Here is a 23,820-nt window from a genome sequence, read left to right as displayed (position 1 = left end):
CCCTGCACCCAACAATCATCCCCAAAGCCCCCCGACGACCACGCCCGCCACGCGGAACTAATTCAGCAAGCTCCTAGTCGAGCAGCACAGTCGCGAAGGTGCCGATCTCGGTGAAGCCCACGCGGGCGTAGGCGGCGCGCGCGACCGTGTTGAAGTCGTTGACGTAGAGGCTGGCGGTGCGCCCGGTGCCGACGATCACCGCGGCGACCGTCGCGGTTCCTGCGGTACCCAGGCCCAGCCCCCGCCACTCCGGGTGCACCCACACCCCCTGGATCTGGCCCACGCCCGGGGACTGCGAGCCCACCTCGGCCTTGAAGACGACCTGGCCGTGCTCGAACCGCGCCCAGGCCCGCCCGGCCGTGATCAGGCTGGCCACTCGGCGCCGGTAGCCGCGACCGCCGTCGCCGAGCCGCGGGTCGACGCCCACCTCGCCGATGAACATGTCGACCGCGGCCACCAGGTAGGCGTCCAGCTCTTCCGGCCGGACCTGCCGCACCCCGGGGTCGAGGTCGCAGCTGGGGTGGTTGGCCAACGCCAGCAGCGGCTGGTGGGCGCGCACGTCGCGGGCCGGGCCCCAGGCCGCCTCGAGCCGCTCCCACATCGGCAACACCAGCTCGGCCCTGCCGACCAGCGACGAGCAGCGCCGCGTCCCGCGCATGGCCTCGTCGGCGAACGCGCTCAGATCGGCCGGCGCGCCGCGCAGCGGAATCAGGTTGGCGCCGGCAAAGCACAGCGATTGGTCGGCGCCGCGCAGCGTCCACAACTCGCCGCCGATCGAGTTGGGATCGATGCCGTGGTCGGCCACCCGGGCCGCCACCATGCATGAGGCGACGGGATCGGCGTCGAGCACCCGCCAGACGGCTGCCGCGTCGCGCACCACCGACACCCGTCGCTCACCGACAAGGCGGAACAGGGGCGGAGCCGACATAGGCGAACTCTCTGTGGTGCGAATCTCAGACCAAAACGGCGCTGGCCTTAATCAGCTTACGGTGACGACAGGTGAACCGTTGGATATGGCTCCGGGGCCGTCGTCGGTGTTCATCTCGTGGCCCATTTCGGCGGCGAGCCGCTGTGCCTCTTCGATCAGCGTTTCGACAATCTGAGCTTCGGGCACGGTCTTGATCACCTCGCCGCGAACGAAGATCTGGCCCTTGCCATTTCCCGATGCGACGCCGAGGTCGGCCTCGCGTGCCTCCCCCGGACCGTTGACGACGCAGCCCATCACGGCCACCCGCAGCGGCACGTCCAGCCCATCCAGCCCGGCGGTGACCTCGTTGGCGAGGGTGTAGACGTCGACCTGGGCGCGGCCGCACGAGGGGCACGACACGATCTCAAGCCCGCGCGGGCGCAGGTTCAGCGACTCGAGGATCTGGATGCCGACCTTGACCTCCTCGACCGGCGGCGCGGACAGCGACACCCGGATGGTGTCGCCGATCCCCCGCGACAGCAGCGCGCCGAAGGCCACCGCGGACTTGATGGTGCCCTGGAAGGCCGGGCCGGCCTCGGTGACGCCGAGGTGCAGGGGATAGTCGCACCGTTCGGCCAGCTGCTCGTAGGCCGCGACCATCACGACGGGATCGTTGTGCTTGACGCTGATCTTGATGTCGCCGAAGCCGTGCTCCTCGAACAGCGACGCCTCCCACAGCGCGGACTCGACCAGCGCCTCGGGGGTGGCCTTGCCGTACTTCTCCATGAAACGCTTGTCCAGCGAGCCCGCGTTGACGCCGATGCGGATCGGGATGCCGGCCGCACCCGCGGCCTTGGCGACCTCGCCCACGCGGCCGTCGAATTCCTTGATGTTGCCGGGGTTCACCCGCACGGCGGCACACCCGGCGTCGATGGCGGCGAAGATGTACTTGGGCTGGAAGTGGATGTCGGCGATCACCGGGATCTGGCTGTGCCGGGCGATTTCGGCCAGCGCGTCGGCGTCCTCCTGGCGCGGGCAGGCCACCCGGACGATGTCGCAGCCCGCCGCGGTCAACTCGGCGATCTGCTGCAGCGTCGTGTTGACGTCATGCGTCTTGGTGGTGCACATCGACTGCACCGAAATCGGATGGTCGCTACCCACCCCGACGTCGCGGACCATCAGTTGGCGCGTGGTACGCCGGGGCGCGAGCGTGGGCGCCGGGGTCGGCGGCATGCCCAGGCCAATGGTCACTGTGTTGATTCCTTCGGTTTCGTGGTTGGCGGTTTCGTTATTGGAAGAGCCTGATCGGGTTGACCAGATCGGCGGTGACGGTCAGCAGCATGTAGCCGACCACGAACACCAGCACGACGTACGTCGCGGGCATGAGCTTGAGGTAGTTCACCGGCGCGGCCGCGACCATGCCCCGCGCCGACCGCACCAGGTTACGCATCTTCTCGAACACCGCGATGGCGATGTGGCCACCGTCGAAGGGCAGCAGCGGCACCAGGTTGATCGCGCCCAGGATCAGGTTCAGCTGGGCCAGGAAGAACCAGAACGCCACCCACAACCCGTGGTCGACGGTGTCGCCGCCGATGATGCTGGCCCCGACGACGCTCATCGGCGTCTGCGGGTCGCGCTGCCCGCCGCCGATGGCGTGCACCAGCGCGCCGACCTTCGTCGGGATCGCCACGAGCGCCTTGCCGACCTCGCCGGTGAGGTCACCGGCGAAGGCGACGGTGGCCGGGATCGCGGTGAAGACCCCGTAGTGCGTGGGCGCGACCTTGACGGCGCCGACGCCGATGGCGCCGACGGTCGAGGGTTGCTGCGCAGCGCCCTGCTCGTTGCCCAGATAGCGCTGGGTGGTGGTGACGTCGACGTAGGTGGTGATCGCGGTGCCGTTGCGCTCGGCGACGATCGGGACGCTGCCATGCACCTTGCGGATGGCGGCGGCCATGTCCTCGAAGGTCGACACCGGCGTGTCACCCACCTTGACGATGACGTCGCCCGGCCGGATTCCGGCCAGGGCCGCCGGCCCGGGGCCGGTGCAGTCCGCGATCTTGCCCGGGGCCACTTCCGGTGCCACACAAGCGGTTTCGCCGACGACGGCCTGGGTGGGCGGGTGCAGGTTCGGCAGCCCCCAGATCAGTGCGATGCCGTAGAGCAGCACCAGGCAGATGAGGAAGTTCGCGGCGGGACCGGCGAACAGGACCGCCACCCGCTTCCAGACCTGCTGCTTGAACATGGCGCGGTCGGTCTCGTCGGGCGCCAGTTCCTCCACCGAGGTCATGCCGGCGATGTCGCAGAAGCCGCCCAGCGGCACGGCTTTGAGGCCGTACTCGGTTTCACCGCGTCGGGTCGACCACAGCGTGGGCCCGAAACCGACGAAGTAGCGGCGCACCTTCATGCCGGTCGCGCGCGCAACCCACATGTGCCCGCACTCGTGCAGGGCCACCGAGATCAGGATGGCCAGTGCGAACAGCACAATGCCGATTACGAACATCATCTGGGCTACGGGACCTTTCTGGACACCATTGCGGAGGCTGTTGCTGACACCTTGGCGGGCCGGGCGTGCGCGACGGAACGCCGAGCCCGCTCGCGCGCCCAGCGCTGCGCGTCGAGTACCTCATCCACGGTAGCGGGTGAGGCGGCCCATTGGTCCGCGGCGTGCAGCACGTCGGCGATGGTTTTGACGATCGCGGGGAACCCGACCCGTCCCGCGAGGAAGGCCTCCGCCGCCTCCTCGTTGGCCGCGTTGTAGACGGCGGTCATGCAGCCGCCGGCCTGCCCGGCGTGCCGGGCCAACTCGACGGCGGGAAATACCTCGCCGTCCAGCGGCTCGAATTCCCAGCTAGAGGCCGTGCTGAAGTCGCAGCTGGCGGCCGCGCCCGCCACCCGCTGCGGCCACCCCAGGGCCAGCGAGATCGGCAGCTTCATGTCCGGCGGGCTGGCCTGGGCCAGGGTCGAGCCGTCGACGAAGGTGACCATCGAATGAACAATCGATTGGGGATGCACCACGACCTCGATGCGGTCGTAGGGAATGCCGAACAGCAGATGGGTCTCGATGAGTTCGAGCCCCTTGTTGACCAGCGAGGCCGAGTTCAGCGTGTTCATCGGGCCCATCGACCACGTCGGGTGGGCGCCCGCCTGCTCCGGTGTGACGTCCTCGAGCTGGGCGGCGGTCCAGCCGCGGAACGGGCCGCCGGAGGCGGTCAGCACCAGCTTGGCGACCTCGTCGGGGGCGCCGCCGCGCAGGCACTGGGCCAGCGCGGAGTGTTCGGAATCGACGGGCACGATCTGCCCCGGCCTGGCGGCCCGCAGCACCAGCGGACCGCCGGCGATCAGCGATTCTTTGTTGGCCAGCGCCAGCCGGGCGCCCGATTCCAGCGCGGCCAGCGTGGGCCGCAGGCCCCGCGCGCCGACCAGCGCGTTGAGCACGACGTCGGCCTCGGTCTCCTGGACCAGCCGGGTGGCCGCGTCGGGGCCGCAAAATGGAATGTCGCCGGCCCGTCGCGCCGCGCGCTCGTCGGCGACCGCGATGTTGGTCACGCCAGTCTCGGCGCGCTGGCGCAGCAGGGTGTCCAGGTTCGCGCCGCCCGCGGCCAGGCCGACCACCTCGAAGCGGTCCGGGTTCGCGGCGATGACGTCCAGCGCCTGGGTGCCGATGGAGCCGGTGCTGCCGAGCACCAGGACGCGCAGCCGGTCGCGCGTTTGCCCGTCGGTGGTCGGGGTGGTCACTCATTCATTGTGCCGCTTCATCGCGCCGCCGGCGCCGACCCGCGGCCATCTGCCGGGCCGCGGCCGTCGAGCCCGGCGGGGGTATGCCAGAATTTGGGTCGACAAGCCAATCCGATCCGAAGGGGATTCGCCGTGGCCAGTACCGAGGTGGAGCGCTTCACCGGCGTGGACGACGTCGAGGTGCCGTCGGCAGCATGGGGTTGGAGCAGGATCAATCACCGGACCTGGCACATCACCGGCCTGATCGGCTTCGGATTCCTGCTGGCGATGCTGCGCGGCAACCACGTCGGCCACATCGAGAACTGGTTCCTGATCGGGTTTGCCGCGCTGATCCTGGTGGTGCTGATCCGCGACCTGTGGGGCCGCCGCCGCGGCTGGATCAGGTAGCCGCGCGCGTTTGCCCTAGCGCCGCGCCCGGCGATGCCGGGCGCCGCCGATCACCACGACCGTCAGCGCGAGCCCGGCGAGCGCCCACGGCCACATCCCGTGCTGGTGCACCCAGCCGGCCAGCGCGCCCTGCAGCCGCCCGGCCGCGGTGATCACCGCGTCGCGCGGGCTGCCGTCGGCACCGAACAGCCGCACCTCGTAGCCGCCGTAATAGGCCACGTACAGCCCGACCAGGACCAGCAGCGCGCCACCGATCCGGTTGACGAACGGCAGGATCCGGCGCAGCCGTTCCACCAGAGCCGTGGTCGCCGTGGCCGCGGCGACGGCCAGCACCCCGACGACCAGGGTCAGGCCCGCGCTGTAGGCGAGGTAGATCGCCACGGCGGTGACGACCGATCCCCCGCGCAGGCCGGCGGCGGTGACGGCCAGAAACGGCCCGATCGTGCACGACAGCGAGGCGATCGCGTAGCTGACGCCGTAGCCGTACATGGAGCCCAGGCGGGCGGTGGGGGCCCACCGCGGGCCCAGCGGTCGCGGGGTCAGCGCCGTCAGCTCCCGGCCTGACAGCAGCCACGCCCCGAGCCCGATCAGTACCACCCCCACGCCCACCGTGGCGTACGGCAGGAACCGCTGCACGGTCGTCGCCGCCGAGACGGTCAGGGCGCCGAATACGCCGAACACCGTCAAAAAGCCCAGCGCCATCCCCGCGGTGGCCGCCAGCGCACGGCCGGCGGCGACCACACCCGACGACTCCCCCGGACCCTGGCCGCGCACCACCAGCAGCAGGTAGGCGGGCAGCATGGCAAACCCACAGGGGTTCAGCGCGGCCACCAGTCCGGCGGCAAAGGCCAGGCCGACCAGACCCTGGTTCACCGAGTCAGGACCTCAGGGCTGCGACCCGGTCGGCGAGCTCCTGTTGGGACATCGCCGAGGTCGGGTTGTTGACGAACGTCGAGCTGCCGTCCGCGCGATAGAACACGTAGGCCGGCTGCCAGGGGACGTTGTAACGGGCCCAGATGGAGCCGTCGGCGTCGTTGAGGTTGGTGAATCCCAGCCCGTACTTGGAGACGAAGTTCTGTTCCGCGCCGACATCGGAGTGGCCCGCGACGCCGACGAAGGTGACGCCGGGATTGGCGGCCGCCACCTGGCTGACCCCGGGCGCCTCGGCGTTGCAGAACGGGCAGAACGGCGCCCAGAACCACAGCACCGCAGGCTTGCCCTGCAAGCTGGCGCCATTGAACGGCGCGCCGCTTAGGGTCGTGCCGCTGAACTGGAGCCGGTCATCGGCGGCGGCGGCGCGTGGCGCGCCACCGAGTACCAGTATCAGTGCGGCGGCGATGCCGGCCGCGACACACGACCTGAGCGGAGAGAACAAGCGGATCACGGCGCACCCCCGGGTTGCTGAAGTTATGCCGTTAAGACGTGCGCGTTGCCCCGCAGGTTCACCCACCGGCCGCGTGCTGCCCGCCTTCGGCGGCCAGCTGTCCACACGCGGCACTGATCTCGCGGCCGCGGGTGTCGCGGACCGTGCACGACACCCCTTTGGCGCGGACGTGCCGGACGAACTCCCGCTCGACCGCCTTGGGGCTGGCGTCCCACTCACTTCCCGGGGTCGGGTTGAGCGGAATCAGGTTCACGTGCACCAGCGGCCCGAGCACGCGATGCAGCCGCTGCCCCAAAAGGTCCGCGCGCCACGGCTCGTCGTTGACGTCGCGGATCAGCGCGTACTCCACCGACACCCGCCTGCCGGTGACATCGGCGTAATACCGCGCGGCGTCGAGGGCCTCGGTGATCTTCCACCGGTTGTTCACCGGCACCAGGGTGTCGCGCAGTTCGTCGTCGGGCGCGTGCAGCGACAACGCCAGCGTCACCCCGAGCCGTTCGTCGGCGAGCTTGCGGATGGCGGGGGCCAGCCCCACCGTCGACACCGTCACCGAACGGGCCGAGATGCCGAACCCGCGGGGCGGCGCCGCGGTGATGCGCCGCACCGCGGCCACCACGCGGGCGTAATTGGCCAGCGGCTCCCCCATGCCCATGAACACCACGTTGGACAGTCGGTCCCCGAAGTCGTCGCGCAGGGCCGCGGCGCCGGCGCGCACCTGCTCGAGGATCTCCGCCGTCGACAGGTTGCGGCTCAGCCCGCCCTGACCGGTCGCGCAGAACGGACACGCCATGCCGCAGCCGGCCTGCGACGAAATGCACACCGTGTTGCGTTGCGGATAACGCATCAGCACCGACTCGACCGTGACCCCATCGAGGGCCCGCCACAACGTCTTTCGCGTCTGGCCCGCATCACAGGTCACCTCGGAGGCCGCGGTGAGCAGGATCGGGAACATCGTCTCGCCGATGGCGTCGCGCAATCCCGCCGGAAGGTCGGTCATCTGCCGCGGGTCGGCGATCAGCCGCGCGTAGTACTGATGCGCCAGCTGCTTGGCCCTAAACGTCGGCAGGCCCAGCTCGGTGACGGCGGCCGCGCGACCGTCCTCGTCGAGGTCGGCCAGGTGCCGCGGCGGCCTGCCGGGACGCGGCTCGGAGAAAATCAGTTGTGCAACCATGACCTGTCCAGTATTGCCTGAACTCCGGACCGGCCTAGGGCACGAGCGTCAGCACCGTCCAGGCGGCGACAGCCGAGGGCAGGACGCCGTCGAGCCGATCCATCAGTCCGCCGTGGCCGGGCAGCAGCCGGCCCATGTCTTTGATGCCCAGGTCGCGTTTGACCTGGGATTCCACCAAATCGCCAAGGGTGCAGGTCAGCACCAGGACGACGCCCAGCACCGCGCCGATCCACCACGGTTTGTGGGCCAAGAAGGTCGCGGTCAGGGTCGCCGCGGTGATCCCGAACACCAACGAGCCAACGAATCCCTCCCAGGACTTCTTGGGACTGATCGCCGGCACCATCGGGTGCTTGCCGATCAGCGCCCCCACGGCATACCCGCCGGTGTCGGAGGCGACGACGGTGATCATCAGGCAGAACACCCGCCCGGCGCCGTCGTGCGGGTAGACCAGCAGCACGCCGAAGGAGGCGAACAGCGGCACCCACGCGGCCAGGAACACGGTCGCCGAGGCGTCCCTGAGATAGTTGGCCGACGGCGACCCGGCGAACGGTTCGGGTCTTTTGCTGTTGTCCTGCATGAACAGCCGCCACACGTTGCAGACCACCACGGTGACGCCGAAACCGGCCAGGGCGCCCGCGGCGTGGAACGGCCAGGTCAGCCAGACGGTGAGCTGGCCCCCGGCCAGCAGCGGGATGACGGGGATGACATAGCCGGCCTCGCGCAGTCGCCGCACCACTTCGTGGGTGGCGACCATGATGGCGAGCGCGACGATCGGAACCCAGAAGCGCGGCGCGAACACCAGCGTGACGATCAGCACGCCGCCGATGCCGGCCCCCACCGCGATGGCGGCGCGCAGGTCGCGTCCGGCCCGCGACGCCTTCTTGGCCGACGGCGCGCTCGTCTTCTTGGCGGCGCGCGCCGGATGGTCGGGCGGGTTGCCTGCGCCGGGTTCTGGGTTAGCCACTGGCCTGGATTCAGCTGCTAGCGGTCGCTAGACCTCCAGCAGTTCGCCTTCTTTGTGCTTGACCAGCTCTTCGATCTGGGTGATGTACTGGTGGGTGGTCTTGTCCAGGTCCTTTTCGGCCCGGCCGACCTCGTCCTCGCCGGCCTCGCCGTCCTTGCGGATGCGGTGCAGCTCCTCCATCGCCTTGCGACGGATGTTGCGCACCGAGACCTTGGCGTCCTCGCCCTTGCCCTTGGCCTGTTTGACCAGCTCGCGGCGGCGTTCCTCGGTGAGCTGGGGCACCGCCACCCGGATCAGGGTGCCATCGTTGGTGGGGTTGACGCCCAGGTCGGAGTTGCGGATCGCCGTCTCGATCGCGCCCACCTGGCTGGCCTCGTAGGGCTTGATGACGACCAGGCGCGCCTCGGGGACGTTGATGCTGGCCAGCTGGGTGATGGGCGTCGCCGCGCCGTAGTAGTCGATCACGATCCGCGAGAACATGCCCGGGTTGGCGCGCCCGGTTCGGATGGTCGACAAGTCGTCGCGGGCGACCGCTACGGCCTTTTCCATTTTCTCTTCCGCGTCGAAGAGAGCCTCGTCAATCATGTGCGCCGCTCCTCCTCAGCTGCGCTTGCGGATCCTCGCAAGCGCAAGTCATCGCGTCTTCGGTTCTAGGTGGTGACCAGCGTCCCGATCTTCTCACCGGCGACCGCCCGGGCGATATTGCCATTGGTCAGCAGGTTGAACACCAGGATCGGCATGCCATTGTCCATGCACAGGCTGAAGGCGGTGGCATCGGCCACTCGCAGCCCGCGGTCGATGACCTCACGGTGGCTGATCGCGGTGATCAATTCGGCGTCGGGGTGCCGCCGCGGGTCCGCGGAGAACACCCCGTCGACGGCCTTGGCCATCAGGACCACCTCGGCGCCGATCTCAAGTGCTCGCTGCGCGGCGGTGGTGTCGGTGGAGAAGTACGGCAGTCCCATGCCGGCACCGAAGATCACCACTCGCCCCTTCTCCAGGTGACGCACGGCACGCAACGGCAGGTAGGGCTCGGCGACTTGGCCCATGGTGATCGCGGTCTGGACGCGGGTGACGATGCCTTCCTTTTCCAAAAAGTCCTGCAGCGCGAGGCTGTTCATGACGGTGCCCAGCATGCCCATGTAGTCCGAACGGGTGCGCTCCATGCCGCGCTGCTGGAGCTGCGCGCCCCGGAAGAAGTTGCCGCCGCCGATCACGACGGCCACCTGGACACCGCCGCGGACCACCTCGGCGATCTGCTGCGCCACCAGCGCGACGACGTCGGGATCCAGGCCGACTTGGCCGCCGCCGAACATTTCGCCGCCGAGCTTGAGCAGCACCCGCGAATACCTTGCCCGGCTCGGCGACTGGCCAGCGGCCAACCCGTTGTCCGGCGCAGACTTCCTGCCGTTGCTGGCGGTTGTCGGCTCCCGCCGTGGAGGCACCGAGCCGGCGACTTGGGGCTCCCTGGACTCCGTCATCAGACTCCTCGCATGAGAGTGCCATCCCGGGCGATCTCCATCCGGAACGGCATTTCACATCCTGCCTCATCGCAGCACAATGCGACGTCGGCGGGGTGCATTATGCGCATAGTTGGCGTGCCGGACCGGTTTCGAGTCTCTCGGTACCGGAATCCACCGGCGCCCATGGGCTCGTTGCGTCGCGTTTGAGCGATGCACGGCATGGGAATCCGCAACAACGCGGCAGAATGATGCGGTCTTAAGCAACGAGGGCCAGCCTCGCCGTATGACCGGGTCGATCGCTCGCGATCGCCGTTGAGCGTCAATCGCTCAGGGTACGCCAACGAGGAGGAAACTTTCCATGGCTGAAGAAAACAAGTCGGGACCTGCCGAAGCTGTCAAGGGCGTCGTCGAGGACGTCAAAGGAAAGGCCAAGGAGGCCGTGGGCGCGGTCGCCGGCCGTGACGACCTCACCCGCGAGGGTCAGGCCCAGCAGGACAAGGCCGACGCGCAGCGCGATGCGGCCAAGAAGGAAGCCGAGGCGGACGCCGCGCGCGGTGGCGCCAAAGCGGCCGAGGAGCGCCAGAAAGACAACCAGTAACAGGCTGTCAACGATGGGCGTGATCCGTGAAAACGGGTCGGGCCCATCGTCTTTCTTTCCGGATCGGCCGACGACCGAGTTGCATAGCTTTGCATAGTTCCGCCCGGGACGGGTATCCAGGCGTAGCGCTAAGGCATCTCCGCAGAGGTGCTTACGGACCGGGGAAGCCGGGACGTTGCGAGGTTTGGAGATGTCGTTGGACGTGGTGGTGCTCACCGACGAAGACGATTTCGATTCGGCCCTGCCGGATTTGGCCACGTTCGCCGAACCGATTCGCCGCATCACCCTGACTTCCGACACCGACGGGCATTACTCCACGGCCGACGTCGCGATCATCGATGCGCGCAGCAACGTGGCGTTGGCTCAGGCGGTCACCCGGCGCCTGACGACCGACAACCCCGCCACCGCGGTGGTGGCCCTGGTGGCACCGGCGGACTGCGCGGCGGTGGACGTTGACTGCCATTTCGACGACGTGCTACTGCCCGGCACCGGTGCCGAAGAGCTGCAGGCGCGGCTGCGGCTGGCGATCGGGCGCCGGCGCAGCCTGGTCGAGGGCACGCTGAAATTCGGCGACCTTGTTCTGCATCCGGCCAGTTTCAGCGCGGCCCTGGACGGCCGCGACCTGTGCCTGACCCTCACCGAATTCAAATTGTTGAATTTCCTTGTGCAGCATGCCGGTCGGGCGTTCACCCGGACCCGTCTGATGCATGAGGTGTGGGGCTATGACAGCACCGGCAAGGTGCGCACCGTCGACGTGCACATCCGGCGGCTGCGGGCCAAGCTCGGCGCCCGGCACCAATTCCTGGTCGACACCGTCCGGGGAGTCGGCTACCGGGCGGCGACGCCGCCGCAACCCGAATGGATCGTCGCGGACGCCCGCTGACGCCGGTCTTCACCTGACCACCCCGACCGGGAGTGCCGACCACGATGGCCCAAACAGCGTGCGCGACAAGCCTTTTGGCTTGTCAGCCGAACAGGGGGAATGCGCGCTTGCGCGCCAGCGCATTCATCCCTTCCTGGATGGCGTCTTGCACCTCATGGTATTTGCGGTCGACGTACCGGTCGTCGTCGGCCCGCGCGGGATCGTTGTCGAGTTTCACCGGGGGCATGAACCGGGTGCGGATCTTGGCCGGCAGGGGCAGCTGCGGCAGCGCCGCCGGCGCGATACCCCACGGCAACGAGACGGCCAACGGAAACACCTTGAGCCGCAAGATCCGGTCCAGGCGCAAGGTTTTCGACAACCGGTCGCCACGGATCAGCACCGGCATCGCGTCGGCCCCGCCGACGGTGGCGATGGGAACGATCGGCACGCCGGCCCGGATCGCCATCTTGACGAAGCCGGTCCGCCCTGCCAGGTTGGCCTGGTCGCGCTCGGTCCATGGGCGCAGCGAGTCCACTTCCCCGCCGGGCCACAACGCCACGTCACGGCCCTCCGCCAGCGCGGTGGCGATCGCGTCGGGCGCGGCCGGCAGCACGCCCATCGACCGGAAGTAGCGCCCGAACAATGGAATTGCCATCAACGCGTCGTGAGCGGTCCCGTGCAGGGGGCGTTCCTGTCCGAACCGCCGCCACCATTGCAGACCGACGGTCCACGCGTCCCACACGAACGGCGCCCCGGAGTGAATCCCCACCAGCAGCGCCGGTGGCGATTCGGGAATGTTCTCCCAGCCGTCGATCTCCATGCGAAACCAGTAGTCCACCAGCACGTTCCACAAGTATTTCTGGCGCTGCAGAGCGGTCTCGTCCTGACCGGAGAGATCCCATCTCGCCGCGCGCTCGGCTACCCAGCCGGTCACCCCACCGCTTTGCTTGCTGCGTCGTTCTTCCATGGCCTCGCGGGCTTGCTCGGCGTTCCGCCTCGCCTGAGTGCGCACCGGCGCCGACCTGTGATCCGGGTTACTCATGAGTAGTCCAATACCCATTTCCGCCGCGCACGATTCCCCAAACACAAATCTCCCCACGCCACAACGGTGTGGCGCGGGGAGACTTCGTAGATCAAATCAGGTGTGTGCCGCGGGTGCAGGCGCAGGCGCAGGCGCCGGCGGCGCACCGGGTGCCGGGCTGTTCGGCGCAGCGGGTGCCGCGCCACCCTCGACGTTCGACGTCCAGATCAGGATGTCCTGGTTTCCGTCGTTGTAGACGACGCCGTTCGGGGGCGCGCCGGTCACGTCGAAGTACAGCGTGCCGGTCGATTCGGTGCCCGGTGCGATCGGCGCCGGGTTGAGCCCGTTTGGTGTCCCCACCTTGTCGATCACACGGTAGTTCTGGCCGTTGGGCCCGCGGGCGATGAAGTCATTGACCATCGGGGTGACCAGCCCGCCGTCCGACCTGGCGCTGACGTCGGCCTGGTACAGCGTTCCTTTCGGCGTGTAACCCGGAATGGTGACGTTGCTGGGCTGCAGGTTGCTCACGGTGTAATTGGTGATCAGCGGCCCATCCACGAGTTGTTCGCTGGTGCCGAACCCCGCAATGTTGGGCGCGGCGACCGCGGGCGTCGCTGCGAAGACAGTCGCGACCGCTATCCCCCCGGCAGCGGCAGCTGTCGCAACAGCAGTTTTGGTGACCTTCATTGTCCAATCCTTTCGTGTAGAACAATTGCCCCCCGGAAGGGCATCGAGATATGAGCAGCAAATAGCCAAGGGGCCTTTGCTCTAAACACCTGCGCCTGATCTTTCAGCCAAATCGCCCGGTTAACGACGGAAAAAGGATTCTTTTGCCAGACAACATCTTGGGCCTCAGTTCATAACAGCCGCATCATCACTCACATTGGACACTGCGATTAGACCGGATGCCGACGGGTAACCGGTGCGCTGAGGCCCGCACCTGGCGATAGCGGAGGACGGACGAGCCGAGACAGCCGCAAAGGGGGCACCGGACGTGCAGCGCGGAAATTCCAAGCACAGCTCGCGCGAGGACGACGCGCTCAAGGACGCCCTGGAGGGCACGATTGGCGGCAATCGATCGAGCCGCAGTGAGGAATGGCACGATCCGGAGCCGCCCGCCGACGATGATCCGGACGTTCCCGCCGCGGGCGCGGCGCAGCGCGAAACATAAAGCGGTGCACCGATTAGGCCAACGAGTTGCTTGGTCAGTCCGGAACGTGAATCACACAACCAACTATGAATCGGCAAAGGAAATGGCATGGGCTTCGTGGCGCAACAGCAACCCGTTCCCGGCGTACAGGCGCAGATGGACCCGATTCCCGACTGTGGCGAAAACAGTTACCAGGGCTCGGGAAAATTGCTGGGCAAAAAGGCCATCGTCACCGGCGGCGATAGCGGCATCGGGCGCGCCGTCGCGATCGCCTTCGCGCGCGAAGGCGCTGACGTGTTGATCGCCTACCTCAACGAGGACGATGACGCGCACGACGTCGGCCGTTACGTCACCAATGCCGGTCGCAAATGCGTGTTGGTGCCCGGCGACCTGTCCGACGCGGCCCACTGCCGCGCCGTTGTCGACCGGGCGGTACAGGAGTTGGGCGGGATTGACATCCTGGTCAACAACGCCGCCTTCCAGATGATGCACAAGAGTCTTGACGAGATCAGCGACGAGGAGTGGGAGTACACGTTCCGGCTCAACATCGGTGCGTATTTCTATCTCGCGAAGGCCGCCGTGCCGCACATGCGCCCCGGCTCGTCGATCATCGGTAGCTCGTCGGTGAACTCCGATACCCCCAATCCCACCCTGGCGCCCTACGCGGCGACGAAGGCGGCCATCGCGAATTTCTCGGCCAGCCTGGCTCAGCTCCTGGGCGACAGAGGGATTCGCGTCAACAGCGTGGCGCCGGGGCCGATCTGGACTCCCCTGATCCCGTCCACGATGCCGCCGGACAGCGTGGAATCCTTCGGCGACAATGTGCCCCTGGGGCGCGCCGGCCAGCCCGCCGAACTCGCCGCGATCTACGTGTTGTTGGCCTCCGACGACGCGAGCTACATCTCCGGGGCCCGGGTGGCCGTCACCGGCGGCCGACCGATTTTGTAGCGAAAACCGTTACGCCCCAGCGTGTTGCGCCGGGAGGCGACCCGGTCGCCCACTCAGCGGCCCCGGACCCGGCGGTTGTGCTTCTTGATCGCGTCCACCAATTCCGACTTGTTCATGCCGGACCGGCCGGCGATGTCGAGCCGACGGGCCAGCTCAAGCAGGTGCTTCTTGCTGGCGTTGGCGTCGACCCCCTCGGCCGATTGCCCGGACGGCCGCCGGCCACCGCTCTCGGCCCGCTGGTCGGACGGGCCCTTCTCGTCTTTGGGCTCCCAGTGGTCGCCGACCTTCTCGAAACTGTGCTTGACGGCCGAGTAGGCCACCCGGTGGGCGCGCTCCTCGCTGCCGTACTCATCGGCGGCCGCGTCATGGGATTTCGCGAACGTGCGTTGGGCCTTGGCGCCCGAACGTTGCAACGTGCTGGGCAATTCGCTCTTCTTGGCCGCGCCGCCCTTGGTCGTCTTTGGCATCGAACCTCCTCGGGTACCACAAGCGCTTCGGGTAGCCACCGGTTACCCCGTTGCGGCGCGGACAATCACGTCTGCGCAATGTGCGCGTCGGTCCGGCGCGAATATGTCAATATCGTTGACATGATTCAGGCCGAAGACGCTCCGCTGGGTTATCTGCTCTACCGGGTGGCGGCGGTGCTGCGACCCGAGGTCTCCGCCGCGTTGGGCCCGCTGGGCCTGACCCTGCCCGAATTCGTCTGCCTGCGCATTCTTTCGATGTTCCCGGGAATGTCGAGCGCCGAATTGTCTCGCCACACCAACGTGACGCCGCAGGCGATGAACACGGTGCTGCGCAAGCTCGAAGAAGTCGGGGCGGTGGCGCGCCCGGCCTCGGTGTCCTCGGGGCGGGCGCTGCCGGCCAACCTGACCGGCCAAGGCCGCGCCCTACTCAAGCGCGCCGAAGGAGCGGTCCGCGGCGCCGACGCCCGCATCTTGAGCAGGCTCACCGAAACTCAGCAGCGCGAGTTCAAGAGGATGCTCGAGAAACTCGGCTCCGAATAGCGGCGATCGCAAGCGCGGCGAAGCCGGGCGCCGGGGGCACCTCCCGCTTGCGGGGGACGGGTCGTCGCCATCAGGACTAGCGGCCATCAGGCCTGGATGCGCGCCCACGGTTGCGCCTCTTCGAGCTCGTAGGCCAATTCGAGCAGCAGCGCTTCCTGCCCGACGTCGGCCGACAGCATCATGCCCACCGGCATGCCGTCAGCCGACTGAGCCAGCGGCAGCGAGATGGCTGGTTCACCGGTGACGTTGTGCAGCGGGGTGAACGAGACCCAGTCGATCAGCCGGCTGATCACTTGCCGGTAATCGGTCGGTGCCAAGAACCCGATGCGCGGTGTCTGGTCGGCGAGGGTCGGAGTGAGCACCGCATCGTAGGTGCGGAAGAACTGCGCGGTGCGCCTGCGCGCCCGGCGCAGCCGCACGATCGCCGTCGGTAGGCGGTGCAGGTTGCGGCTGGTGTGCCGGAGCAAACCCAGCGTCAGGCTGTCGAGCTTGTTGCGATCGAAGGTCTCGCCGAACATGTGTCGCCCGCCGCGCACCTGGGCCAGCGCCAAAAATCCCCAATACAGGACGAAGTCGTCGACGAAACTGGCCGCTACCGGGGGCTCATCGACGTGTTCGACGCGGTGGCCCAGCTCCTCGAGCAGGCCCGCGGACTTCAGCGTCAGCTCGCGCACCTGGGGGCTGCACTCGCGCTGTATCGACCGGGTGAGCGCCGCGATCCGCAGCCGCTGCCGGCCGGGCGCGGTGACGTCGCCGATCGGCGCCAGCTTGGGGTTGCGCCAGGTGCGCTCTGCCTCGCGGTAGAAGGCCGCGGTGTCGCGCACCGAACGGGTCACCACGCCGTTGACGACGACGCCCACCGGCATCCGGCGCAGCGTCGCGTCCAGCGGCAGCCGTCCGCGCGACGGTTTGAGCCCGACCAAGCCGTTGCAGGCGGCCGGAATCCGGATCGAGCCGCCGCCGTCGTTGGCGTGCGCGATCGGCACCACACCGGCGGCCACGAAGGCGCCCGATCCCGACGACGACGCGCCGGCGGTGTAGTCGGTGTCCCACGGGTTGCGGACCGGGCCCAGCCGAGGGTGCTCGGCCGACGCGCTGAAGCCGAATTCCGACAACTGCGTCTTGCCCACCGAGGTCAGCCCGGTGGCCACATAGAGCTGGGTGAACACGCTGTCGGCGACGGCTTTATGGGGCGTCCACGCATCGGTGCCGTGCATCGAAGGCTGCCCGGCGACGTCAATGTTGTCCTTGATGAACGTCGGGACGCCGCCGAAGTAGCCCGTTACCGGGGCGGCCGCACCGGCCCGCGCTTGGTCAAAAGCCGCGTACGCCAAGCCATTCAGCAGCGGGTCGACGGCCTCGGTGCGGGCGATCGCGGCCTCGATCACCTCGGCCCGGCCTACCCGCCCGGACCGAAGATCGTCGGCCAGGCCGACGGCGTCCAGATCGCCAAGGGCATCGTCGCAGAACGCGTGCACGTGTCGCATAGCACTGACGCTAACCCGCGCGCCCGTGCCACCGGGAGATTTCCCGGTTTGTCCGCGGCCGCCGCGGTCAGGCCTGACCCACCTCGAAGCGGACGAACCGCGTCACCGTGACGCCGGCGTCGTCGAGCAGCGCCTTGACGGTCTTCTTGCTGTCGGACACCGACGGCTGCTCGAGCAGCACCGCGTCCTTGAAGAAGCCGTTCAGCCGGCCCTCGACGATCTTGGGCAGGGCCTGCTCCGGCTTGCCCTCTGCCTTGGCGGTTTCCTCGGCGATGCGGCGCTCGCTGGCCACCATGTCATCGGGCACGTCGTCGCGGGACAGGTAGCGGGCCTTGAGCGCGGCGATCTGCAGGGCGACGGCGTGCGCGGCCTCGGTGTCCGAGCCCTGGTATTCGACCAGCACGCCGACCGCGGGGGGCAGGTCTGCGGCCCGCCGGTGCAGGTAGATCTCGACGGTGCCGTCGAAGTTCGCGACGCGGCGCAGCTCTAGCTTCTCGCCGATCTTGGCCGACAGCTCCGCGATCGCCTGCTCGACGGTTTTCGTACCCGAGGCTTCGCCAATAGACGAAGCCTTGAGCTGATCGACGTCCTTGGCCTTCGACGACACGGCCGCCGCCACGATCTGGTCGGCCAGCGCCTGGAACTCCGCGTTCTTGGCGACGAAGTCGGTCTCGCTGTTCAGCTCGATCAGCGCGCCGCCCTGGGCCGCGACCAGACCTTCGGCCGTCGCACGCTCGGCACGCTTGCCGACGTCCTTGGCGCCCTTGATCCGCAGCGCCTCGACGGCCTTGTCGAAGTCGCCGTCGTTTTCGGCCAGCGCGTTCTTGCAGTCGAGCATGCCGGCGCCGGTGAGCTCACGAAGCCTCTTGACGTCGGCGGCGGTGAAGTTGGCCATGTCAGCCTTCCGTGGGGGTTGGTTCGGAGGTGCCCGCAGCGGCGTCATTGCCGGCCAAGGGGGTGGCGGTGGTGGTGGCGGAGGCCAGCAGCTCCTGCTCCCATTCGGCGAGCGGCTCGGCGGCTTCCGCCTCGGGCTTGCCGTCGCCGCGACCGACCCCGGCCCGGGCCTGCAGGCCCTCGGCGACGGCGGAGGCGATCACCTTGGTCAGCAACGCGGCCGAACGGATCGCGTCGTCGTTGCCCGGGATCGGGTAGTCGACCTCGTCGGGGTCGCAGTTGGTGTCCAGGATCGCGATGACCGGGATGCCGAGCTTGCGGGCCTCGCCGACGGCGATGTGCTCCTTGTTGGTGTCGACGACCCAGATGGCCGACGGCACCTTGGCCATGTCGCGGATACCGCCGAGGCTGCGGTCCAGCTTGTTCTTCTCGCGGGTCAGCATCAAGATTTCCTTCTTGGTGCGGCCCTCGAAGCCACCGGTCTGCTCCATGGCCTCAAGCTCTTTGAGGCGCTGCAGCCGCTTGTGCACGGTGGAGAAGTTGGTCAGCATGCCGCCCAGCCAGCGCTGGTTCACATAGGGCATGCCGACCCGGGTCGCCTCGGCGGCAACGGACTCCTGCGCCTGCTTCTTGGTGCCGACGAACAGGACGGTGCCGCCGTGTGCGACGGTCTCTTTGACGAACTCGTACGCCTGGTCGATGAAGGTCAGCGTCTGCTGCAGGTCGATGATGTAGATGCCGTTGCGGTCGGTGAAGATGAACCGCTTCATCTTGGGATTCCAGCGTCGGGTCTGGTGCCCGAAGTGGGTGCCGCTGTCGAGCAGCTGCTTCATGGTTACGACGGCCATGGTTGTGCCTTACTTGTGTCGGTTGTCGCCCGGCATCGGGTGAGGCCGGGCCCTGGCGCCTGCCGCGATGCCGGACCCTGTTAAGGGACCGCCCGGCATGCGATTGCGTTCTCCTAGTGACACCGAAGACGCGATGCAGACGCGCGAAGTCAGCCCGCGAACGAGCTGCGAGGAAGGAGTTTACACCGACTCAGCAGGTTCTTTTGCCACGCTTCCCCAGCCCGGGCGCTGGTCCACAGACCCGGCCGGACCCGGGTGGACCCGCCGTTCGGGGCGCGTTGAACTGCGTGGATGCGGTGGAGTGCGCTCCTGTTGTGTGCGGGCCTGGTCAGCGCGGTGCCGGCGGTTGCCGCCGAGGATCGCCTGCAGTGGCCGTTGCGCCCGCCGCCGGCCGTCGTCCGGGGATTCGACGCCCCGGCCCAAGACTGGCATCCGGGACACCGGGGCGTTGATTTGGCCGGTGTGCCGGGTCAGCCGGTGTATGCCGCGGGCGCGGCGACGGTGGTGTTCGCCGGGTTGCTGGCGGGACGGCCCGTGGTGTCGCTGGCCCACCCCGGTGGGTTGCACACCAGCTATGAGCCGGTCCGGGCCGATGTGCGGGTCGGCCAGCCGGTGACGGCCGCGACGGTGATTGGCGAGCTGGTCGCCGGGCACGCCGGGTGCCCGGCCCCGGCGTGCTTGCACTGGGGCGCCATGTGGGGGCCGGCCTCGGGTGCGCACTACGTCGATCCGCTGGGCCTGCTGAAGTCCACGCCGATCCGGCTCAAACCGCTGAACCCGTGAGGCGGCTCAGGCCCGGGGGTGGGCCTGATCGTGCACCGCGCGCAACCGGGAGACCGCGACGTGGGTGTAGAGCTGGGTGGTCGCGAGGCTGGAGTGCCCGAGCAGCTCCTGGACCACCCGCAGGTCGGCCCCGCCTTCGAGCAGGTGCGTCGCCGCGCTGTGCCGCAGGCCGTGCGGCCCCAGGTCCGGCGCGCCGTCCACCGCGGCGACGGTCTGGTGCACCACCGTGCGCGCCTGGCGAACGTCGAGCCGGCGGCCCCGCGCGCCCAGCAGCAGCGCCGGACCCGACTGCGCGTTGACCAGGGCGGGGCGCCCGTCGGCCAGCCACGCGTCGAGCGCCTCGCCGGCCGGCCGGCCGAACGGCACGCTGCGCTGCTTGTTGCCCTTGCCCAGCACGCGCACCAGGCGATGACCGGTGTCGACGTCGTCGATGTCCAGGCCGCACAGCTCGCTGACCCGGATCCCGGTGGCGTACAACATCTCGACGATCAGCCGGTCGCGAAGCGACAACGGATCACCTTGCTGCGCACCGGATTCGGCGGCGGCCATGGCGTCGGCGGCCTGGTCCTGGCGCAGCACCGCGGGCAGGGTGCGGTGCGCCTTGGGGACCTGCAGCCGCGCCGCCGGATCGGCGCTCAGCACCCCGCGGCGTACGGCCCACGCGGTGAAGGCCTTGACGGCCGAGGTGCGCCTGGCCAGCGTCGTGCGGGCGACGCCGGCCGCGGCGGCGGCGGACAACCACGAGCGCAGCAGCGGCAGGCTGAGCCCGTCCAGGCCCGCGCCGCGGTCGCCGACGAAGGCGAGCAGCGAGCGCAGGTCGCCGAGGTAGGCGCGGCGGGTGTGCGTCGAGCGACCGCACTGCAATTCCAGGTACTCGTCGAACTCGTCGAGAATCGCCTGCACTACCCCACGGTCGCAGGGCGCTGTCGGGCGCTCTAGTCGACGCGCCGAAGCGTGTCCGGGGTGAGATCTTTGAGCGTGGGATAGCCGTCGACGGCCATGATGAGGTCGGCTTCGGCCAGGATCGAGCGCAGCACGTGCACGATGCCGTCGACTCCGCCGAGCGCCAGGCCGTAGGCGTACGGGCGGCCGATGCCCACGGCCGTGGCGCCCAGCGCCAGCGCCTTGACGACGTCGGCGCCGCTGCGGATGCCCGAATCGAACAGCACCGGTAGCCCGTCGGCCGCCTCGACGACGCCCGGCAGGCACGCGAGGGCGGGCAGGCCCCCGTTGGCCTGGCGCCCGCCGTGGGTGGAGCAGTAGATGCCGTCGACGCCGCCGTCCCTGGCGCGCCGGGCGTCGTCGGGGTGACAGATGCCCTTGATGATCAGCGGCAGGTCGGTCAGCGACCGCAACCACCCGAGGTCGTCCCAGGTCAGCGGGTTGCCGAAGGTCGTCACCCACTGCAGGACGGTGCCTTGCGGGTCCTCTTCCGGCGGGCGCTGCAGGCCGGCGCGAAAGACCGGGTCGCTGGTGTAATTGCTCAGGCACAGCCCCCGCAACTGCGGAAAATTGGCCGTGGTGAGGTCGCGGGGGCGCCATCCCGGAATCCAGGTGTCCAGGGTGACGATGATGCCCTTGTAGCCGGCGGCTTCGGCACGGTGCACGAGGCTGGCGGCCAGGTCGCGGTCCTTCGGGGTGTACAGCTGGAAGAAGCCGGGGGTGTCACCGAACTGCGCGGCGACGTCTTCCATGGGGTCGGCGGTCAGGGTGGAAACGACCATCGGGACGCCGGTGGCCGCGGCCGCGCGTGCGGTGGCCAGGTCGCCGTGGCCGTCCTGAGCGCAGATGCCGATGACGCCGATCGGTGCCATGAACACCGGCGACGGCAAGGTCAGGCCGAACAGCTGCACCGACAGGTCACGAGCGGCGGCACCGACGAACATCCGCGGTATCAGACCCCAGCGATCGAAGGCTTCGCGGTTGGCCCGCTGCGTGCGTTCGTCGCCGGCGCCGCCGGTGACGTAACTCCACACCGACGGCGACATCGCCCGCTCGGCGCGGGCCTCCAGCTCCGCGAAGGCCATCGGCAGCGCGGGCGCAACCCCGCCCAGGCCCTTGAAGTAGATCTCGTTCTGGTAGTCGCCGAATGCCATGGAAAAGACAATGCCAGGCGGCCGTCAGGCTGACGAGTTCGCCGACTCGGCCTGCGCCAGTTCTTTCTTCCATTGCCGGAACGTCTCTTCGGTGCGGCCGCGACGCCAGTAGCCCGAGATCGACGAGGCCCACTTGCCGTCCACGCCACGCTCTTTGCGGATGTAGGGGCGCAGATTGTGCATGACGGCCTGGGCCTCCCCGTGGATGAAGACGTGCACCTGGCCCGGCAGCCACGGGGCGCTCTTTACCGCCTCGATCAGCGGCGCGTGGTCGCCGGCACGGTCCTCGGGGACCAAATCGGCACGCCCACCGCGGTACACCCAATGCACCTCGACGCCTTCGGGCGCGTTCAACGGCATCTCGTCCTCTTGGCCAGCCACCTCGATGAACGCCTTGCCGATGGCGCCGGGGGGCAACGCTTCCAGCGCCGCGGCGATGGCCGGCAGCGCCGATTCGTCGCCGGCCAACAGGTGCCAGTCGGCGGCCGGGTCCGGTGTGTACGCCCCGCCAGGCCCCATCAGATAGATCGGCTGGCCGGGCTGGGCCGTGGACGCCCACTGGCCCGCAATGCCGTGCTCGCCGTGCACGACGATGTCCAGCGCGATCTGGCGCTTCTCGACGTCGACGTGGCGCGCGGTGAGGGTCCGCACCGACGGCCTCTTCTCCGGCGGCAGGTCGGCGAAGCTGTCCAGAGTCAGCGGCTCGGGCAAGCCGGCCACGTCCACGTCGTCGGCGACGAACACCAGCTTGACGTAGGAATCGGTGAACTTGCTGGGCACGAAGGCGTCAAAGTCCTTGCCTCGGAGCACTATCCGCACCATGTGCGGTGTGAGTTGTTCGGTACCAACAACTTCGAAGCATTGCAGTGGTCGACCTGCCACTTGTCCTCCTCTTCAACCCCGGCCCCCGCTCGACTATACGAGTCGAGTCGTAGCTGCGGCCCGGCCCGCGCGGACCCGGACGATTCGCCACCTCCCCTCGTGCCGCTGCACCAACCCGGCCAGCTCGAGCATCGCCAGCGGTCCCAGCGCCAGCTCGGGAACCATTCCGGAGGCGACCGCGATCTCGTCTACGGTGGCGGCGCCGCGGCCCGGCAGCGCCTCATAGACCCGGCGTTCGGCCTCGCTGAGGCCGTCGAGCGGCGTCGCCGGGTGGGGATCCTCGGTTGCCAGTTCGCCGATGTGGCCGATGAGCTCGACGACGTGGTCGGCCCGGGTCACCAGCTCGGCGCCGTTGCGCAGCAGCGCATGGCAGCCCGCCGACGCCGAGGACGTCACGGGCCCGGGCACCGCTGCGACCACCCGCCCCAGCGCCCGCGCCCAAGCCGCGGTGTTGGCGGCGCCGCTGCGCAGTCCGGCCTCCACCACCACCGCGGCCCCGGCCACGGCGGCGACCAGCCGATTGCGGGTCAGGAACCGGTGGCGGGCCGGGCGGGTACCGGGCGCGTATTCGCTGAACAGCAGCCCGTGCTGGCCGATGCGGTGCAGCAGCGAGGTGTGACCGCTCGGGTAGGGGACATCGAGCCCGCCGGCCAGGACGGCGACGGTGATGCCGTCGCAGTCCAGCGCGGCGCGGTGTGCCGCGCCGTCGATGCCGTAGGCGCCCCCCGAGACGATCGCGACGTCGCGCTGCGCCAGCCCGGCCGCCAGCTCGCCCGCGATGTGTTCGCCGTACGTGGTGCACGCGCGCGTCCCGACCACGGCGGCCGCCCGGTGCGCGACCTCATCGAGCCGAACGGGTCCCAGTGCCCACAACACCATCGGCGCCACCATCGGCGCGCCGCCGCCCGGTCGCGGCGCGGCACCGCGGAACGCGGCGAACGCCAGCAACGGCCATTCGTCGTCGTCGGGGGTGATCAACCGGCCGCCGCGCCGGGCGAGCATCTCAAGATCCGCTGCGCTGCAGTCAATTTCGCGCCTGACCTCGGTGCGGCGGGCCAGATCGTCGTCCACGAGTCCACGGCGGACCCGGTCGGCCGCCTCGACCGGACCGACGCCGCGCACCAGCGCCGCGAGCTCGGCGCAAGGCGGCTCCGCCACCCGGGATAGGTAGGCCCAGGCGCGCAGCGCGGGGTCGTCGAGCGCCATCGTCATCGCCCTGCCAGTCGCTGCGCT

General features: G+C 69.1%; 26 protein-coding genes and 1 pseudogene. 7 read left to right on the top strand and 20 right to left on the bottom strand.

Annotated features, from left to right (window positions below; all coding sequences use genetic code 11):
- Positions 1-73 precede the first annotated feature (73 nt).
- From BST14_RS15030 to dxr, 4 genes are read right to left on the bottom strand one after another with little or no spacing between them, the layout of a single operon-like run.
- Positions 74-928 carry a GNAT family N-acetyltransferase gene (locus BST14_RS15030; RefSeq protein WP_083065145.1) on the bottom strand — a complete coding sequence of 285 codons (855 nt, stop codon included), beginning with the start codon at positions 926-928 and terminating at the stop codon, positions 74-76.
- A 51-nt stretch (positions 929-979) separates the two neighbouring features.
- Entirely contained in the window at positions 980-2,158 is a 1,179-nt protein-coding gene (gene ispG / locus BST14_RS15025) for a flavodoxin-dependent (E)-4-hydroxy-3-methylbut-2-enyl-diphosphate synthase (RefSeq protein ID WP_083065144.1), read from the bottom strand.
- 37 nt (positions 2,159-2,195) lie between these two features.
- Positions 2,196-3,410 carry a M50 family metallopeptidase gene (locus BST14_RS15020; RefSeq protein WP_083065143.1) on the bottom strand — a complete coding sequence of 405 codons (1,215 nt, stop codon included), beginning with the start codon at positions 3,408-3,410 and terminating at the stop codon, positions 2,196-2,198.
- 5 nt (positions 3,411-3,415) lie between these two features.
- Complete coding sequence (gene dxr / locus BST14_RS15015) at positions 3,416-4,642, bottom strand: 1-deoxy-D-xylulose-5-phosphate reductoisomerase (protein WP_083065142.1); 1,227 nt, start codon at positions 4,640-4,642, stop codon at positions 3,416-3,418.
- 132 nt (positions 4,643-4,774) lie between these two features.
- Here dxr and BST14_RS15010 point away from each other — a divergent pair, with 132 nt between their 5' ends.
- The gene (locus BST14_RS15010; protein ID WP_083065141.1) at positions 4,775-5,029 is read left to right on the top strand and encodes a DUF2631 domain-containing protein; all 255 of its coding nucleotides are present in this window, start codon (positions 4,775-4,777) and stop codon (positions 5,027-5,029) included.
- A gap of 15 nt (positions 5,030-5,044) precedes the next feature.
- Here BST14_RS15010 and BST14_RS15005 read toward each other — a convergent pair whose 3' ends face one another.
- From BST14_RS15005 to pyrH, 6 genes are all read right to left on the bottom strand, one after another.
- Positions 5,045-5,902: a cytochrome c biogenesis CcdA family protein gene (locus tag BST14_RS15005; protein ID WP_083065140.1), complete on the bottom strand. Its 858-nt coding sequence runs from the start codon at positions 5,900-5,902 to the stop codon at positions 5,045-5,047.
- Between the two features lie 4 nt (positions 5,903-5,906).
- Complete coding sequence (gene dsbE / locus BST14_RS15000) at positions 5,907-6,413, bottom strand: disulfide bond-forming protein DsbE (RefSeq protein WP_083065139.1); 507 nt, start codon at positions 6,411-6,413, stop codon at positions 5,907-5,909.
- 58 nt (positions 6,414-6,471) lie between these two features.
- A complete protein-coding gene (gene rlmN / locus BST14_RS14995) occupies positions 6,472-7,584 on the bottom strand; it encodes a dual-specificity RNA methyltransferase RlmN (RefSeq protein ID WP_083065138.1) in 1,113 nt (370 codons plus the stop codon).
- 34 nt (positions 7,585-7,618) lie between these two features.
- The gene (locus tag BST14_RS14990) at positions 7,619-8,548 is read right to left on the bottom strand and encodes a phosphatidate cytidylyltransferase (RefSeq protein ID WP_083065137.1); all 930 of its coding nucleotides are present in this window, start codon (positions 8,546-8,548) and stop codon (positions 7,619-7,621) included.
- 27 nt (positions 8,549-8,575) lie between these two features.
- Complete coding sequence (gene frr / locus BST14_RS14985) at positions 8,576-9,133, bottom strand: ribosome recycling factor (protein WP_083065136.1); 558 nt, start codon at positions 9,131-9,133, stop codon at positions 8,576-8,578.
- Between the two features lie 65 nt (positions 9,134-9,198).
- Positions 9,199-10,029, bottom strand: coding sequence for a UMP kinase (gene pyrH, locus BST14_RS14980; protein ID WP_083065135.1), 831 nt, complete (start codon positions 10,027-10,029; stop codon positions 9,199-9,201).
- Positions 10,030-10,369: 340 nt separating this feature from the next.
- Here pyrH and mbp1 point away from each other — a divergent pair, with 340 nt between their 5' ends.
- The gene (gene mbp1 / locus BST14_RS14975) at positions 10,370-10,609 is read left to right on the top strand and encodes a microaggregate-binding protein 1 (RefSeq protein ID WP_083065134.1); all 240 of its coding nucleotides are present in this window, start codon (positions 10,370-10,372) and stop codon (positions 10,607-10,609) included.
- 190 nt (positions 10,610-10,799) lie between these two features.
- Entirely contained in the window at positions 10,800-11,492 is a 693-nt protein-coding gene (locus tag BST14_RS14970) for a winged helix-turn-helix domain-containing protein (protein WP_083065133.1), read from the top strand.
- A gap of 82 nt (positions 11,493-11,574) precedes the next feature.
- Here the strand turns inward: BST14_RS14970 and BST14_RS14965 are convergent, their stop codons facing one another.
- On the bottom strand, positions 11,575-12,513 hold the full coding sequence (locus BST14_RS14965; protein ID WP_083065132.1) for a lysophospholipid acyltransferase family protein: 939 nt from the start codon (positions 12,511-12,513) through the stop codon (positions 11,575-11,577).
- A 96-nt stretch (positions 12,514-12,609) separates the two neighbouring features.
- Positions 12,610-13,179 carry an MPT63 family protein gene (locus BST14_RS14960; protein WP_083065131.1) on the bottom strand — a complete coding sequence of 190 codons (570 nt, stop codon included), beginning with the start codon at positions 13,177-13,179 and terminating at the stop codon, positions 12,610-12,612.
- 307 nt (positions 13,180-13,486) lie between these two features.
- Between BST14_RS14960 and BST14_RS30365 the strand changes: the two genes are divergently transcribed.
- Positions 13,487-13,663 (top strand): hypothetical protein, encoded by a 177-nt coding sequence (locus BST14_RS30365; RefSeq protein ID WP_169926092.1) that lies wholly within the window; start codon positions 13,487-13,489, stop codon positions 13,661-13,663.
- Between the two features lie 87 nt (positions 13,664-13,750).
- Entirely contained in the window at positions 13,751-14,590 is an 840-nt protein-coding gene (locus BST14_RS14955) for an SDR family oxidoreductase (RefSeq protein WP_083065130.1), read from the top strand.
- Positions 14,591-14,643: 53 nt separating this feature from the next.
- Here the strand turns inward: BST14_RS14955 and BST14_RS14950 are convergent, their stop codons facing one another.
- On the bottom strand, positions 14,644-15,057 hold the full coding sequence (locus BST14_RS14950) for a ChaB family protein (protein WP_083065129.1): 414 nt from the start codon (positions 15,055-15,057) through the stop codon (positions 14,644-14,646).
- Positions 15,058-15,177: 120 nt separating this feature from the next.
- Between BST14_RS14950 and BST14_RS14945 the strand changes: the two genes are divergently transcribed.
- The gene (locus BST14_RS14945; RefSeq protein WP_083065148.1) at positions 15,178-15,597 is read left to right on the top strand and encodes a MarR family winged helix-turn-helix transcriptional regulator; all 420 of its coding nucleotides are present in this window, start codon (positions 15,178-15,180) and stop codon (positions 15,595-15,597) included.
- An 86-nt stretch (positions 15,598-15,683) separates the two neighbouring features.
- Here BST14_RS14945 and BST14_RS14940 read toward each other — a convergent pair whose 3' ends face one another.
- The 3 genes from BST14_RS14940 to rpsB all read right to left on the bottom strand — a co-directional run bounded on the left by BST14_RS14940 (position 15,684) and on the right by rpsB (position 18,826).
- A complete protein-coding gene (locus BST14_RS14940) occupies positions 15,684-17,084 on the bottom strand; it encodes an amidase (RefSeq protein WP_083065128.1) in 1,401 nt (466 codons plus the stop codon).
- Positions 17,085-17,151: 67 nt separating this feature from the next.
- Positions 17,152-17,979 carry a translation elongation factor Ts gene (gene tsf, locus BST14_RS14935; protein WP_083065127.1) on the bottom strand — a complete coding sequence of 276 codons (828 nt, stop codon included), beginning with the start codon at positions 17,977-17,979 and terminating at the stop codon, positions 17,152-17,154.
- Between the two features lies 1 nt (position 17,980).
- Positions 17,981-18,826, bottom strand: a complete 846-nt coding sequence (gene rpsB, locus BST14_RS14930) for a 30S ribosomal protein S2 (RefSeq protein ID WP_083065126.1) — start codon at positions 18,824-18,826, stop codon at positions 17,981-17,983.
- A gap of 291 nt (positions 18,827-19,117) precedes the next feature.
- On the opposite strand from rpsB, the pseudogene BST14_RS14920 reads away from it, so the two are divergent.
- A pseudogene (locus tag BST14_RS14920) lies at positions 19,118-19,603 on the top strand (M23 family metallopeptidase); the annotation flags it as partial.
- 12 nt (positions 19,604-19,615) lie between these two features.
- On the opposite strand, the gene BST14_RS14915 reads toward BST14_RS14920, so the two are convergent.
- From BST14_RS14915 to dprA, 4 genes are read right to left on the bottom strand one after another with little or no spacing between them, the layout of a single operon-like run.
- A complete protein-coding gene (locus BST14_RS14915; protein ID WP_083065124.1) occupies positions 19,616-20,512 on the bottom strand; it encodes a tyrosine recombinase XerC in 897 nt (298 codons plus the stop codon).
- A 32-nt stretch (positions 20,513-20,544) separates the two neighbouring features.
- Complete coding sequence (locus BST14_RS14910) at positions 20,545-21,705, bottom strand: lactate 2-monooxygenase (protein WP_083065123.1); 1,161 nt, start codon at positions 21,703-21,705, stop codon at positions 20,545-20,547.
- 24 nt (positions 21,706-21,729) lie between these two features.
- Positions 21,730-22,587, bottom strand: coding sequence for a siderophore-interacting protein (locus tag BST14_RS14905; protein ID WP_083065122.1), 858 nt, complete (start codon positions 22,585-22,587; stop codon positions 21,730-21,732).
- A 33-nt stretch (positions 22,588-22,620) separates the two neighbouring features.
- Positions 22,621-23,793 (bottom strand): DNA-processing protein DprA, encoded by a 1,173-nt coding sequence (dprA, locus tag BST14_RS14900; protein ID WP_438502166.1) that lies wholly within the window; start codon positions 23,791-23,793, stop codon positions 22,621-22,623.
- Positions 23,794-23,820 lie beyond the last annotated feature (27 nt).

The sequence above is a fragment of the Mycobacterium arosiense ATCC BAA-1401 = DSM 45069 genome (assembly GCF_002086125.1).
Classification (GTDB): Bacteria; Actinomycetota; Actinomycetes; order Mycobacteriales; family Mycobacteriaceae; genus Mycobacterium; species Mycobacterium arosiense.
Note: the sequence above shows the minus strand (reverse complement) of the source record. Positions and strands in the feature narration are given on the sequence as shown.